Here is a 15,243-nt window from a genome sequence, read left to right on the forward strand (position 1 = left end):
CACCTCCTCAGTGAAATTTTCTGTCTTTAGGTAAAATTCTCATCTTCGCTTGCCGTTTTTTTCTTTTTTTATAGCACTATCTCTCAATGTGAGAATGTTTTCGCCAAAACGGATTATATTATTTGCACGTTTTTTTCGTTTTATTGAGAGTATTCTTACATTAAGGCGTTAATGTCTTTTCGCAGATTAAATGAAATTTCCGGGAGGGCAAAGCATAATTAGTGCGATTGTTATAAAATCAGTAATAGGATTTTGTCTTAGATGCAGCATACACCGAGCGGAATGTGTAACGGGGTTAAATCAGACAACTCTCATTCTGTTTTTTTCGGCTTTTTGTAGTCTATCTGACAATCAGATTAGGTGGGAAAACACCATGAATTCACGGATAAGAATGAAATTTCACAATTTCATTTGGTTAACAATCGAACAGTATGGTTAGTTTTTTCTTTTTAAATCAATGGGGTGTTCATTTGAATTTTACGGTAACCATGAAAGAAATCCATGTTGCCAACAGGGAAAAAGAGTCATTTGGATAAACGGAACATCCTTAATATGGCCTAATGTAAAAAATGAAATCAGAAAATTTTTATAAAGGCCAATATCCGATGAATGCAACCTGTTGAGTTTACATTTAATTTCTTGAACATTTTTTGATATTTCTATACAAAGTGTGCAGGACAGGCACGCTAAGGAAATTAAAAGTGAATCTTGATAAAAGAATAAAGATTAGGAATCTCGATGTTTTGACTCCTGCCGGGGAGAAACTTCGTCTGCGTTGGAAGGAGTATCAAATTCTTTCGCTGCTTGTCGCCAGATCGCCAGAACTGGTTACCCGAACGGAAATTATAGAAAATATCTGGAAAGGAACCTATTGTTCAGATTCAACGATAAATCAAACAATTAAATCTATTCGCCAAAAAATTAGCGACACGGAACACACGCTTATCAGAACCATTCCTCGTTTGGGTTACAAGGTGGAAAATCAAGCGGCTTTTCACTTTATATCCGAGGATGAAGACTACGCTGATGATGATATATTAAATGGCGGTGAAGATATTGGCGTTGATATTCAAGCGGAACTTTCTGAAAGTGAAAGTGAGTCGTCTGAAACAAACGATGAAAAAATAGATAAGCCGCATAAATCGACGCTGGTTGCTGCGCCTGTGGCAACGGTGGAGTCATCCAAAGAACCGGCGCGTGAAAAAAAGTCGGCGGCGGCGCGTCGCTTTTTCAGCATGCCCGCCAGCAGTGTAGTGAAATACCTGACGCTACTCGCCTCTTTGCTGGTTATTTCACATTTTTCATATGTGCTCGGCAACCAAACCCGCCCCCCGGTGATCAATGATATTCAGAACAACACGCGCGTGGTGTTGACGCTGACGCTGAATAACCCCCATACCAACAGCCCGCAAACGCTGGTCTGTCTGTATCAGGGAGAGAACATGGATCAAGCCACCATCGAATGTGTCGATCCTAAGCAAGGTCATCTGAAACTGCCGGTAAAATATGAGACCTCTTCGACGCCGGGCAAAGGTCGGATTAATCTTATATTGCCGAATAAAACCTTGCAATATCAAGTTGCTTACGATGTTAAAAATTAACGCTAAATGAGGTTTTATCTTTAGCGATAATTTTACATTTGATAAAATCTTTTATTTCATTATTTGTTATTTGAAAGCCAGGTTCGATTTGTCCAGTCTGGAAATCATTACCTAACGCGTATTAGCGTCCTGTCCCAATCGGGTGACGGGAATAATGATAACCTGCTGAGTGACAAATTATGGATAAGCGTAAAGTAGCTATTATCGGGGGTTCCGGTTTTATCGGAACACGCCTGGCTAAGCGTCTCAGTAAGCGCGATGATCTGACATTGGTCATCGTCGATAAGCAACCCAGTGCACATTTTCCATCCCTTTATCAGTATGGCGATGTGACGCAACCCCAGACCTTGCAAAAACCGCTGGCGGGCTGCGACGCCATCATTAATCTGGCGGCGGAGCATCAGGACAATGTCGATCCTATTTCGCTCTATTATCAGGTCAATGTCGAAGGCGCGCGCCATGTCTGCATGACCGCCTCCGCCCTGAATATCCGTCAAATCATTTTCACCTCCTCGGTCGCTGTTTACGGCTTCGTCAAACAGGAGACCGGCGAAGAAGGACGTTTCGAGCCTTTCAACCATTACGGCAAATCCAAGCTCGAGGCGGAATACGTTTATGAAGCCTGGCGCAAGGCCGATGAGGAAAATCGGTTGACTATCATCCGCCCAACGGTGGTATTCGGCGAAGGCAACCGTGGCAACGTGTATAACCTGTTCCGTCAGATCGCCAGCGGACGTTTCGTGATGATTGGCAGCGGCAATAATATGAAGTCGATGGCCTACGTTGAAAATATTGCCGCGCGGCTGGAATATGCACTGGATCAACAGTCAAGTTATCAGGTCAGCAACTACGTCGATAAACCGGACTTTACGATGAATCAATTGGTTGACGTAATTTCCTCTTCATTGGGGAGAGAAAATAAGACGATTCGCATTCCTTATGCCGTAGGCATATGCGGCGCAACCGCATTGGATGTTGTGAGTAAAATAAGTCGAAAGAAATTCCCAATCAGTCGTGTCAGAGTACAGAAATTCTGCGCCAGAACGCAGTTTAAAAGTAATGTGCAAAATAATTTCGTGGCGCCTGTTGAACTTGATTCGGCAATCGAAAGAACCATTAAACATGAGTTTTCTGATAGATAACTTAATCGCACGCTGACGTTATTTGATTATTCCGCCGACAAGCGGATAAATCTGTATTTTTCAGGATAAATTCATGCTGACTTATATCCTGGCAGGATCAATTTTGTTTTTGTTAATAGCGCATTGGGAGCTGTAACTCAAGGGCGGTAGCGTGCTTATTCGCTGGAGGAACGATGTTATATCAACTGAGCGTGATATTTGTGCTGGCGGTCGCGTGGATCCTTATTGCCCGCCGGGTCGCCTTGACGGTGGGATTAGTGGATAAGCCCAATGCGCGCAAGCAACATCTGGGACATATTCCGTTGGTCGGCGGCATCGCCGTTTACCTGACACTGATGCTGATGACGCTGTGGCAACCCGCCTGGCTGCCCGACAACACCGTCTACCTGCTGTGCATCACGGCGCTGGTGGTGTTGGGCGTACTGGATGACCGCTTTGATCTGCCCGTGGCGCCGCGCGTCATGGTGCAGGGAGGGATCGCGCTGGCGATGATGCTGGCGGCAGGGATGCAGCTTTCCTCATTGGGCCATGCCTGGGGCCATCAGGAAGTGATGCTCGGTTATGGCGCGTTGCTACTCACGCCGCTGGCGGTATGGGGGGCGATCAACGCCTACAACATGGTGGATGGCATCGACGGGCAACTGGGCGCCTTGTCCTGCGTGACCTTTGTTGCGCTGGCCATCGTGTTCGGACTGGGTGGCCGGGAAGATCTGGCGCTGTGGTGCCTGGGCATGATCGTCGCGCTGGCGGCTTATCTGCTGTTCAACCTGAGCCTGTTCGGCGCGCGTAACAAAATCTTTATGGGGGACGCCGGCAGCATGGTGATCGGCTTCAGCGTGCTGTGGCTGGTGTTGCTGGCGACGCAGGGGCAGCAGGCGGTAATGCGCCCGGTCACCGCGCTGTGGCTGATCGCCATTCCGCTGATGGACATGGTGACCGTGATGGTGCGCCGCCTGTTGCGCCGCCAAAGCCCCTTCAAAGCGGGCCGCGATCATTTGCACCATATTCTGATGCGTCGCGGGCTCAATGCGCGTCAGGCACTGGCGATGAGCACCATGCTGGCGGTGACGCTGGCCTGCATCGGCATTTGCAGTGAAGTGTTGCAACTGCAGGAAAGCCTGATGCTGGTGGCGTTTCTGTTCTGTTTTTGCGGTTATTTCGCCATGTTGCGCGAACCGCGTCAGGCGACGATGCTCAGCGATAATCCAACCGTCGGGCGTTAATCCTCTCACGGGCTGCGGCAGCAGCCCGTTTATCACGGTACTTCCATGAATTTTCATTTGCCTCTTTTGATGCCGTTGGCCTTCACCTCCGCGTTGTTGAGCGGTTGTACGGTGGTTCCCGGCTCACATTTATCGACCAGCGGAAAAGCCATCGTCGTGCAACAAGACGACGATTTCGATTTGAATAGCCAGGTACAGGTTTATCGCATGTCACCGATGCTGCTGCAGAAAATGCGGCGCGTTGAACCGGTCGCCCAGCCGAATCCGGCACTGGATCAGCGGTTGCAGAGCTACCAATACCGTATCGGCGTCGGCGACGTGTTGAACGTCACCGTCTGGGATCACCCCGAGTTGACCACGCCGGCCGGGCAATATCGCAGCGCCAGCGACACCGGTAACTGGGTGCATGCGGATGGCACGATCTTTTACCCCTATATCGGGCGCGTGGCGGTAGTGGGTAAAACCGTCACCGAAGTGCGCAGCCTGATCGCCGGCCGTCTGGCGCAGTATGTGGAAAGCCCGCAGGTGGATGTCAGCATCGCCGCGTTCCGTTCGCAGAAGGCTTATGTGACCGGTGAGGTGAAAACCTCCGGTCAGCAGGCGATCACCAACGTGCCGCTGACCATTCTGGATGCGATCAACGCCGCCGGCGGCCTGACGGACAATGCCGACTGGCGCAACGTGGTGCTGACCCATCAGGGCAAAGAGCGGGCCATCTCGCTGCAGGCGCTGATGCAGCGTGGCGACATCAGCCAGAACGAGCTGCTGCAGCCGGGCGACATCCTCTACATTCCGCGCAATGACAACTTGAAAGTGTTCGTGATGGGCGAGGTGGGCAAGCAAGCGACGCTGAAGATGGATCGCAGCGGCATGACCCTGACCGAAGCCCTCGGATCTTCCGAAGGGATCAGCCAGACGGTGGCGGATGCGACCGGGGTGTTCGTGATCCGGCCGAGCGGCGGCAATCCCCCGCAGCGGCTGGCGACGCTGTATCAGTTCGATCTCTCCGACGCCAGCGCGCTGGCGATGGGCGCTGAATTTCAGCTGCACCCTTACGACGTCGTGTACGTCACCGCGGCGCCGGTCGCGCGCTGGAACCGTTTGATCAGCCAGCTGGTGCCGACCATCAGCAGTTTTAACGATCTCAGCGAGGCTACCTTGCGCGTGCGCAACTGGTAACTCAGCAGGGTGAATAAGGAACAGAAGATGAAAAATAATGCGCTGTCCGTGATGGTGGCCGAACAAGATGAAAAGCTGGAGTGGGAGCGTCTGGTAGGGCCGCTGTGGGATAACCGCTGGCGGATCGCCGTCGTGACCGGCGTGGTCGGTGCGCTGGGCGTCGCCTACGCCCTGTTGGCTACCCCGGTGTACCAGGCCACGGCGGTGGTGCAGGTGGAGAATCAGCTGTCCGGCGATTCGCTGCTGCGTGAAACGCTGGACAGTTCGCTGGGGCAAAATGCGGCGACGCAGGATGAGGTGACGCTGGTCAAGTCGCGCTACGTGCTCGGCAAAACGGTGGATGCCCTCGGCCTGACGGTGCGCGTCGAACCGGACTATTTCCCGGTATTCGGTAAAGGCTTTGCCCGACTGAGCGGTGAAAAGGCGCCGGTATTGGACATCGCCACGCTGACAACGCCGGCGGACATGCAGGGCGAAGCGCTGACGCTGACGGTGCGCGATGGGCAACATTACGAGCTGAGCCATGACGGCGCCAAATTGTTCAGCGGCGTGGTTGGGCAACCGGTGGCGCAGGGCGAGTGGGGCATGACCGTTTCGGCGCTGGACGCGGCGCCGGGCACCAGTTTCACCGTGGTTAAAGTCGCGCGTCAAGAAGCGGTGGACGATCTGCGTAAATACCTGGGCGTAGTGCCGAGCGGCAAAGACAGCGGCATCATGACGTTTACGCTGCCGAGCGAAGATCCGCAGCGTGCCGAGGCGGTGCTGAAGAACATCACCGATAACTACCTGCAGCAGAACGTGGATCGCAAAACGGAAGAGGCGCAGCGGATGCTGGCCTTCCTGCAGGAGCAGTTGCCGCAAACGCAAACCTCGCTCAACAACGCCGAAACCCAGCTCAACCAGTTCCGCCAGCAAAACGACTCGGTGGATCTGTCGCTGGAAGCCAAGTCGGTGCTGGACACGCAGGTACAGCTCGAAGCCCAGCTCAACGAGCTGACCTTCAAAGAGGCGGAGATTTCCAAGCTTTATACCCGCGTGCACCCGGCTTACCGGGCGCTGATGGAAAAGCGCGCCACGCTGGAGGCGGAAAAGGCGCGGCTCGGCAAACAGGTACAGACGCTGCCGAAAATGCAGCAGGAGATCCTGCGCCTCACCCGCGACGTGCAGGTGGATCAGCAGGTTTACATGCAACTGATGAACAAACAGCAGGAGCTGAGCATCAGCAAGGCCGGCACGGTGGGCAATATTCGCATCGTTGACGAGGCGGAAACCGCTATCCGACCGATTCAGCCGCAAAAGATGCTCATCGTGTTGTTGGCGTTGATATTGGGCGCTGCAGGCACTGCGGCCGTGGTGCTGCTGCGCACGGCCTTCCATCGCGGCATCAATGATATCGATACGCTGGAGAAGCGAGGCATCAACGTCTACGCCACCGTGCCGCTGTCGCCATGGCAGGCGAAACGCAATCGCGAACAACGCCTGCTGTTGCCCAAATCCGGCGGTCGTCGCCTGCCGATCCTGGCGGTGGACGAGCCGGCGGATCTGTCGGTGGAGGCCATTCGCAGCCTGCGCACCAGCCTGCATTTCGCTATGCTGGAGGCCAAAAACAACATTTTGATGGTCTCCGGTGCCAGCCCGGAAAGCGGCAAGAGTTTTACCAGCACCAACCTGGCGGTGGTGGTGGCGCAGGCCGGGCAGCGGGTGCTGTTGATCGACGCGGATATGCGTAAAGGATTTTTGCATCGTTGGCTATCGGACGACGCTCATCAAGGGCTGTCCGACATGCTGGTGGGCAAAGTGACGACGGAACAGGCGGTGCGGAAAACCGCCATTGCCAATCTGGATTTCGTACCGCGTGGCCAGGTGCCGCCGAACCCGTCCGAGCTGCTGATGCATCGCCGTTTCGCCGATTTCCTGCGCTGGGCCGGGCAAAACTACGATCTGGTGCTGATTGATACGCCGCCGATTCTGGCGGTGACGGACGCGGCCATCGTCGGCAATCACGCCGGTACGTCACTGTTGGTGGTGCGTTTTGAGGTGAACACCGTCAAGCAGATCGAAACCAGCATGCGCCGTTTCGAACAAAATGGCGTGGCGATCAGAGGCGTAATCCTCAACGGCATCGTGAAGAGGGCGGCGACCGACATGAGCTATTACAACTTCGCCTATCCAAGCCATCGGGAAGATCACCGGCAGGCAGAGGAATAAGCGGGTGAAGGCCATTATCACCAACGCCCTGTGGCTGATGCTGGAACGCGTTTCGCTCAGCCTGTCCGGCATCTTCGTCTCCATTTACGTTGCGCGCTATCTGGGGCCCGCCCAGTTTGGCGCTCTCAACTATCTATTGGCGACGATCGCCATCGTGGTGCCGCTGGTGCAGCTGGGCGCCGACAGCATCATTTTCAACCGCGTCGCCCGCCGCCAGCCGAGCGGCATTCGCCTGATGTTGGCTTCGATGCGTTTGCGCCGCCGGCTGTTCCTGGTGGTGGCGCTGCCGATGCTGATATGGAGCTATTTCAGCCAGCCGCCAGCCAGTCAACTGATGACGCTGTTGCTGCTTATCAGCGCCTATTTCTCGATTCAGGACGTGTACAAAATTTATTACGATGCCCGCCTGCAGTCGAAACGCAATACGCTGATCAACAACCTGGCGCTGCTGCTGTCGATCGGGCTGCGGCTGGCGCTGGTGAGCGTTGCGCTGCCGCTGGTGTGGTTCGCGGTACCCTACATCCTCAGCAGCGCCGTACCTTATCTGGCGCGCCTCTGGCTATTCCGTGGGGAAGCTGCGGCCACGCCGCGGGTTACGCCGCGCCAGGCCAGGCGCTATGGCCGTTATTTGCTGAAAGTGGGCCTGCCGTTGGCCATCTCCAGTCTGGCGATAGTGATTTATACCCGCATCGATCAAATCATGCTGGGCAATCTGGTCGGCGAGCAGGCGGTGGGCTGGTTCAGCGCCGCTACCACCCTCAGTCAGGGGTGGGTTTTTGTGCCGATGGCACTGATCACCTCGTTGATGCCGGGTATTGCCAACTGTCGCGATCCGTTGGAGCAGGAGTACCGCATCCGGGTGCTGTATCTGGTGGTATTGGGCCTGTCGTTGCCGGTGCTGCTGGGGCTGTGGTGGTTCGCCCACCCGGCTATTGCGCTGCTGTATGGCGCCGCTTTTCAACCGGCCGCCGACATCCTGGCTATTTGTACGCTGACCTCGCTGTTCTCAGTGATGGGGACGGTTTCGTACCGCAGCATCGTGCTGTTCGCCGGTTATCGCTTTATCGCCATCAAGATGCCGTTGGTGGCTCTGATGAACGTGGCGATGAATCTGCTGCTGATCCCGCGGTACGGCCTGACCGGCGCTGCGGTGTCTACGCTACTGGCGGAATTCATTTCATTCTTCGTTCTGAACAGTTTATTCCGTGGCGGGAAAATTACCCGACTGCAGCTGACCTGTTTTTACTGCCTGCCGCGTCTTGTCAGCAAATTAAGGAGAGAGCATGTTAAACACCCTGGTTAAAAGCATTTCCAAGCGCCTGCCCGATGCCTGGCACCATCAGGTTAAATACGCGCTCTATTTCAAAAAACTGCCGCACCTGTCAAAACCGACCGGCTTCAGCGAAAAGATCATGCGCCGCAAAATTTATCCGCGCAGCATCTACACCACCTTGTCGGACAAATACAAGGTCCGTGAATTTATTGCCGGCCTGTGGGGCGAAGAGTATCTGGTAGAGCTGTATGCGCATGGCACGGAACTCAGCTACGACACGTTCAGGCAGTTGCCCGACGCCTTCGTGCTGAAGGCCAACCATGGCAGCGGCTATAACCGGTTGGTGTTCGACAAGCAACAGGTTAGCTACGCGGAATTGTACGATCTCAGCAGTTCGTGGATGCGCAGCAACTTTTACGAGCAGAGTCGCGAAAAGCATTATCTGGACATCGAACCCTGCATCATGGTGGAACGCATGTTGCTGGATGGTGAGCAGGTGCCGAACGATATCAAGTTTCATTGTTTCAACGACAACCATGAAATTCGCATGTTCATCCAGGTGGATTACCAGCGTTTCGGCACCCATCGGCGCGACATTTTTGATATCGACTGGAACCGCACCGAAATCCGCATCAGCTTGCCGAATGCCGACGAACCGATGCCGCGGCCTACGCGGCTGGAAGAAATGACGCGCTTGGCTCGCCAGGTTGCGCAGCAGTTCTCTTATGTCCGCGTGGATTTCTACCAGGTCGGTGAGAAGGTCTATTTCGGTGAATTGACGTTTACGCCTGGTGCGGGGTTAAGCAAGCTTAAGCCGGAAAACATCGAGCAGGAATGGGGCAGTTATTTTACTGAGTAAACGCTTATGCAGAGAGTCGCCTCCAATTTTCACATGCATGCCAATGTCGGTTATAATCAGTCGCGGGATTTGGTCAATCAATCAATCATATTGACCTTCCTGTTGATCTTTTTCGTGAAAACTTTCCTGACCTCGGGATCGTTCAACAGCGAGCTGATTAATAAAACCGTGACGGGGCTTAATGCCCTGATGTTGCTCTATGTCGGCTATGCATTTTTCATCGCTACGATGGCGGAAAAAGCGGTTGCGGGTTTTTTGGTTCTGCTGTTTCTGGTTAATATCGCCACCGGACATGGTGATTACCTTTTTGGCGCGGTATTCAGCTCGGCGGTGATAATTTTATTCCGCCGCATCGAGATGGTGCGCGGCGCTGAAATGTTCGCTATCGCTTTTGTGGTTGCCGGGCTGTTGATGGTTATCCCCTATACCTTTTACACCGAGGGATTTGTTTATCTTGATGAGCGCTATGGCAACAGATTAACGCTGGGTTTCGATAACCCGAACACCTTGGCGTATTATTCTTTTGCCTTGTTCGCCATGCTGCTGTGCCTGATCGACCATGCAAAATTAACGCGTGGAATGAAAAATATCGCCTCACTGGGGGTGTCGGCGTTAATTATCCCGGTGCTGATGTATTCCTATTCCCGCACCTGTTTTATGTTGGCGCTGTTGATGTTGTTGCTGTTTTGGCTGGCGCCGCTGCTGCGTTTTACCCCCAATAGAAAAGTCTGCATTGCGCTGACGTTGGCTATCATAGGCTTTCAGTTCGCCAGCGTTATACGCTGGGGGAACAATCCGGCATTGGACGCGCTGTTGAACCAGGCGTTGACCGGGCGCATCTGGTTCTCCTGGCAGATGTTTCAGGCGGTGGGGCTACCCAATCCGCTGTTCGGCATGAATATCGAACCCTATAAGCCGGTCGATTTTTTCTTCATCGCCATGTTTTATTCGGCTGGTGGGATAGCCTCTGTTGTCATGCTTTTTTGTTATTTTCACCTGTTGGGGAATATGCGCAGGCTGAGTCGATTCATGCGCTGGGTGGTGGTGGTTTTCCTGCTAACAACTTTTACGGAAACCTATTTTTTGGTCCCGGTATTTAACGTGTCGTTATTGCTGCTTTGCCGTGGAAAAGAAATGATAAATTCTAAGTTGGAGGGTTAAGAAATGGATTTCTCGATCGTGATCCCTATTTATAATAGTGCGCGTTACCTGCCTAAAACTCTGAAGCGGATTTTCAACGCTTGCCAAGGGTTCGACTATCAGGTGATTTTGGTTGATGATTGCTCTGACGAGGATGATATCAAATATATTCGCCAGATAGCGGCGACTAATAGCAACGTGATGCTGCATGAGAAAAAACAAAAGAGCAATGCGGCGGTATCGCGCAACCTGGGCGCCAATTTAGCGCAATCGGAGATCGTGTTTTTTCTCGATTCGGATGATTACTTCACTACCAACTATATTATTCGCCGCATGAAGAAGCATGAAGATCGCCATATTGATATTATCTTCGGTAATTATGCAGAGGTGAGTGGTGATTCGGTACGCGACTTCAATTTCCACTACAAATCCGGTTCTTCCGGTGAGGATTTTCTTTTTCTGGAAATGGGTGATATTCGGTCATCCACCATCAGCATGCGTAAAAAAAGCGATCGCCGCTTTTTATTTCCCGAGTTTCTCAACAAACATCAGGATTGGGGCTTTCTGGTCAACGCCACCAATTTGGGCGCGCAAGTGGCGCATGACGCCGGCGGCGGGGTGTTTCTCGACGTGGGGCGCTACGGACGCATGACGGCGAAGCTTAATCTGGAGGCCAGCGACCGCTTCATCAATACCTTCCTCAGCCCCAGCGATCGCCATATCAGCGGATTCGCCTGCAAGCACCTGCTGGCCTCGCTGTATTCGGAAAACGCCCAGGCGTTCAACTATTATTCGTCGCGCATCGTGCGGCACAGCCTGAGCGGCAAGTTCAAGATGATCAAATGGTATGGCGATTGTCTGACGCGGCTGGGGTTGTTCTCGGTTGGCGGCCGGCTGTTGCGCAATGTGCGCCAGGGATTCAGGAGATGATATGCAAGCACGCAAGGTAATCATCGTCATCGAAAATATGGCGGGCAAGGGCGGCACTGAACGGGTCGCCAGCGGTTTGGCCAATGCGCTGGCGCGTCTGCCGAATTACGAGGTGGCGGTGTTTTCGCTGTGTGGCGAACGGAGCTTCTTTCCGCTGGCGAGCAACGTCCGGCTACGCTGTGGCGGCGGCGATTCGCTGTTCTGGCCATGGCGGCTGGCGTTGGCTCTGCGGCGTGAACGCGCGGATGTGATCATTACCGTTTCCATGGGAAAACTGTCGGTGGTGATGACGCCTTTTCTACGTTTGTTCTGTGCCCGCAGCCGGCTGTTATTGAGCGAACACGTCAGCTTTCACCAGTATCCGCGCGTATTTAAATGGTTGAAGTTGTTGGTTTACCGCTTGAGCGATCGCGTGATTTTCCTGACGCGGCAAGATAGCGACGCCATCGCTCGCTGGGTGGGCGCCGGGAAATGCCGGGTGATCGAGAACGTTTCGCCGTTCGGCGCACAGGCGCCGACGCCGGCGCTGCAGGAAAAGGTGGCGCTGGCGGTGGGGCGGTTGAGCAATCAGAAAGGCTTCGATCGTCTGATCACGCTGTGGCGAGGGGTGGCGGCGCAGATGCCGGATTGGCGGCTGTTGATTATTGGCGACGGCCCTGAGCGCGACGCACTGCGGCGGCAGATTGAAGGCGCCGGGCTGGAGCAGCAGGTGAGCCTGCTGCCGGCCACCGCCGACGTGGCGGCCTATTATCGCCAGGCCAGTTTGTACGTGATGACGTCGCGCTATGAGGGGTTGCCGATGGTGCTGATCGAAGCCATGAGTTTCGGCCTGCCGCTGGTGGCCTACGACTGCAAGACCGGCCCGGCCGAGCTGATAGACAACGGCGTCAACGGCTATCTGGTGCCCGATGACGATGCCGCCGCCTTCAGCGAAGGCGTGCTCGAGCTGATGCGCGATCCGGCTCTGCGCGAGCGCTTTTCTGTCGCTGCGCTTGATAAGTCTCGCCGTTTTTCTCCCGAACGTATTTATCCCCAGTGGCAACAGCTCATTGAGTGAGGACCGAATGGAAAAGATATCCGTGATAATGCCCGCCTACAACGCGGCAAACTCAATCAAAGAATCGATTCTTGGTGTGCTGAACCAGCAATTTACCGACTATCACCTGTATGTGATCGATGATGCGTCCACCGACAACACCGCCGAGGTGGTGCGGCCGTTTATCCACGATCGCCTCACCTATATACGCAATGAGCATAACCAGGGCGTGGCGGAAACGCGCAACATCGGCATTGAGGCGGCGAGCGGGGATTATATCGCTTTCTGCGACAGTGATGACGTATGGCTCCCCAACAAGCTGTCGCGCCAGGCGAGCATTTTGCAAACCCGCCGCTATGACGTGGTGTGTTCCCATTATTACACCTTCGAAGACGATCTGAAGTTGATCAAAAACACCCGTGGTGCGGATGAGCTTATCGGCTATCAGGACATGTTGAAAAGCAACTGGATCGGCAATCTCACCGGCATCTATAACCAGAAGCGCATCGGTAAGGTGTATCAGCAAAAAGTGGGGCATGAGGACTATTTGATGTGGCTGGCGGTGCTGCAAAAGGCGCGTAACGGCCTGGCCTACTGCATTCCCGAACCGCTGGCCTGTTACCGATTGTCTACTCATTCGCTGTCGGGCAACAAAATCCGCGCTGCGGACTGGCAATGGCGGATTTACCGTCAGCATTTGGGGCTGTCGTACCAGAAATCCTGCTATTTGTTCGCCACCTATCTGTTCAATGCCGTGGTGAAAAGGAAATGACCATGAGGGGGATGTATCGGCGGGCGGCTCTGGGCTGTTGCGCCTTGTGGGGCGCAGCGGCTCTGGCGCAGAACTGCCAACCCAATCTGTTGACCAACCCCGGCTTTGAGCAGGGGCTCAGCGGCTGGCGAGCGCAGGGCGCGCAGGCCGACGGCGATACGCACAGTGGCAGGGGGAGTCTGCGTTATGACAATGCAGATGTAGCGCAATACCGTACCTTCAACCAGGCGCTGCAGGTTGTGCCCGGACAGACGATAGATTTCGGCGTCTGGCTCAAGACTCGCGGCGTACGCGGGCAAAGCCGCGACGGCGGCGCTGGGGTTTATCTGCAGAGCTTTGATGCGCAGGGGCGCTTTCTGGAAGGCAGCTATCCGGCTGGGGTAACCGGCGACAGCGGCTGGCGGCAGGTGAACGCCAGCTATACCGTGCCGCCGCAGGCGGCGCGAATCACTTTTGGCGTTTATCTGCGTAAGGGGAGCACCGGTACCGCCTGGTTTGACGACGCCTATGCCTGTGCTCGAGCGTCTATGCCGGCGTTATATCAGCTCGGCGCGTCGGCGCAGGGGAAGGTTGACACGCTGGTCGTCACTTCGCAGCCGCAGCATTTGCAGGTCGACAGCGAATTGCTCAATGCCGAGGGGCAGGTTGTTCACAGTAGCCGCGACCGTTATCAGGTTGAGGGACAACGCCGTATCGAATACCAACCGCCGGCCGGCCTGGCCCAGGGTGAATACCGCCTGCGTCAGCAGGTTACCGGTCCACAATCCCGCCAGGCTCAGGGCAGCGAGCTGTCTTTTCGCGTCGGGCAGCCTGCGGCCAAAGTGGCGATCGACAGCGAAGGTTTTACCCTGCGCGACGGTCAACGGCTTTTCCCGTTGGGCATTTACGCCAACGTGGCTACCGATGAGCATTTGGCGCGCATCGCCTCGGCGGGATTCAACACGGTGCTGAACTATGATTACGGGGAAAAGAAAGATCCATACGCCTTTTTCCGCAACGCACGCAAGCGCGGGCTGTTGGTCATTTACTCCGTCAAAGATCAGTACCGCGGCAGCCGCTTCGCGCCGGCCGTCCGCGGTGGCGACTACGCGGCGCTGACTGCCTGGTACGTGCAGCGTTTGCGCTCTCAGCCCAACCTGCTTGCCTGGTACATCAACGATGAGCTGGGGCCGGAATATCTCGATAAAATCGAGGAAAAAAACCTGCAAATAAAGCGACTTGACGGCGATCATCCGACTTTCCAGGTGCTGAACAAAACCGGGGAGTTGGACGCTCACTTCAACAGCAGCGACATTTTGGCGACCGACCCTTATCCGGTGGGGAACGATAGCGATCTGACGCGCACCACGCGTTATACCGCACTGACGGTGCAGGCCGCCCGCCAGGCACGCGGAGCCTGGGTGGTGATGCAAATCATGGATCACGCCGCTTATGACGCCCGCCGCAAGCCACATCCGCCGTCAGAGGCGGAAATCCGCAATCAGGCCTGGCAGGCGCTGATCGGCGGCGCCAAGGGGCTGCTGTTTTATTCTTATACCGATCTGTTTTACAAACGCAAAACCGGCCGCTTCGACCAACGGGAGTTTGACGCCACCTGGCGTGGTGTGGCTGCCGTGTCGCAGCAAATCGCCGCCTTCACCCCTTATCTGCTGACGGGAAAATCGACGCCGCTGGCGGGAAGCGACCCGCAAATGCCGGCGCGGATGTTTATTCTGGGCGATCGCGCCTTGCTGCTGGTAGCCAATCCTTACTATCGGGAGGGAAGCACCCGCTTGCGCCTTCCGGCGGGCTGGCGGCAGCAGGGCGCGGGTGCGGAGATCGCGCTGGCGTTGCCCGCAGTGGGCACCGCGACGCTGTGGCTCCAACGCTGAAAGCATCGA

General features: G+C 54.9%; 12 protein-coding genes. All 12 read left to right on the top strand.

Features of this window, described 5'->3' with window-relative positions:
• Positions 1-701 precede the first annotated feature (701 nt).
• The 12 genes from ACMGF9_RS09380 to ACMGF9_RS09435 all read left to right on the top strand — a co-directional run bounded on the left by ACMGF9_RS09380 (position 702) and on the right by ACMGF9_RS09435 (position 15,234).
• A complete protein-coding gene (locus tag ACMGF9_RS09380; RefSeq protein ID WP_041922254.1) occupies positions 702-1,601 on the top strand; it encodes a winged helix-turn-helix domain-containing protein in 900 nt (299 codons plus the stop codon).
• Between the two features lie 179 nt (positions 1,602-1,780).
• Positions 1,781-2,743: an NAD-dependent epimerase/dehydratase family protein gene (locus ACMGF9_RS09385; RefSeq protein ID WP_118891947.1), complete on the top strand. Its 963-nt coding sequence runs from the start codon at positions 1,781-1,783 to the stop codon at positions 2,741-2,743.
• 173 nt (positions 2,744-2,916) lie between these two features.
• Complete coding sequence (wecA, locus tag ACMGF9_RS09390) at positions 2,917-3,966, top strand: UDP-N-acetylglucosamine--undecaprenyl-phosphate N-acetylglucosaminephosphotransferase (RefSeq protein ID WP_004934672.1); 1,050 nt, start codon at positions 2,917-2,919, stop codon at positions 3,964-3,966.
• 45 nt (positions 3,967-4,011) lie between these two features.
• Entirely contained in the window at positions 4,012-5,145 is a 1,134-nt protein-coding gene (locus ACMGF9_RS09395) for a polysaccharide export protein (protein ID WP_031299728.1), read from the top strand.
• A gap of 27 nt (positions 5,146-5,172) precedes the next feature.
• Positions 5,173-7,353, top strand: coding sequence for a polysaccharide biosynthesis tyrosine autokinase (locus ACMGF9_RS09400; protein WP_118891948.1), 2,181 nt, complete (start codon positions 5,173-5,175; stop codon positions 7,351-7,353).
• Positions 7,354-7,357: 4 nt separating this feature from the next.
• Positions 7,358-8,656: a flippase gene (locus ACMGF9_RS09405; RefSeq protein WP_044031032.1), complete on the top strand. Its 1,299-nt coding sequence runs from the start codon at positions 7,358-7,360 to the stop codon at positions 8,654-8,656.
• Positions 8,637-9,485 carry an ATP-grasp fold amidoligase family protein gene (locus ACMGF9_RS09410; RefSeq protein ID WP_015378198.1) on the top strand — a complete coding sequence of 283 codons (849 nt, stop codon included), beginning with the start codon at positions 8,637-8,639 and terminating at the stop codon, positions 9,483-9,485. Before ACMGF9_RS09405 ends, ACMGF9_RS09410 begins: the two co-directional genes overlap by 20 nt.
• A 6-nt stretch (positions 9,486-9,491) precedes the next feature.
• Entirely contained in the window at positions 9,492-10,646 is a 1,155-nt protein-coding gene (locus ACMGF9_RS09415) for a hypothetical protein (protein ID WP_015378197.1), read from the top strand.
• Positions 10,647-10,649: 3 nt separating this feature from the next.
• Positions 10,650-11,555, top strand: coding sequence for a glycosyltransferase family 2 protein (locus ACMGF9_RS09420; protein ID WP_004934661.1), 906 nt, complete (start codon positions 10,650-10,652; stop codon positions 11,553-11,555).
• Between the two features lies 1 nt (position 11,556).
• Entirely contained in the window at positions 11,557-12,612 is a 1,056-nt protein-coding gene (locus ACMGF9_RS09425) for a glycosyltransferase family 4 protein (protein ID WP_118891949.1), read from the top strand.
• A gap of 7 nt (positions 12,613-12,619) precedes the next feature.
• Positions 12,620-13,363: a glycosyltransferase family 2 protein gene (locus ACMGF9_RS09430; protein ID WP_015378195.1), complete on the top strand. Its 744-nt coding sequence runs from the start codon at positions 12,620-12,622 to the stop codon at positions 13,361-13,363.
• An 11-nt stretch (positions 13,364-13,374) separates the two neighbouring features.
• Positions 13,375-15,234 carry a carbohydrate-binding protein gene (locus ACMGF9_RS09435; RefSeq protein ID WP_041922253.1) on the top strand — a complete coding sequence of 620 codons (1,860 nt, stop codon included), beginning with the start codon at positions 13,375-13,377 and terminating at the stop codon, positions 15,232-15,234.
• Positions 15,235-15,243: the final 9 nt, after the last annotated feature.

This window comes from Serratia sp. BNK-23 (assembly GCF_047456145.1).
Lineage (GTDB): Bacteria > Pseudomonadota > Gammaproteobacteria > Enterobacterales > Enterobacteriaceae > Serratia > Serratia nematodiphila.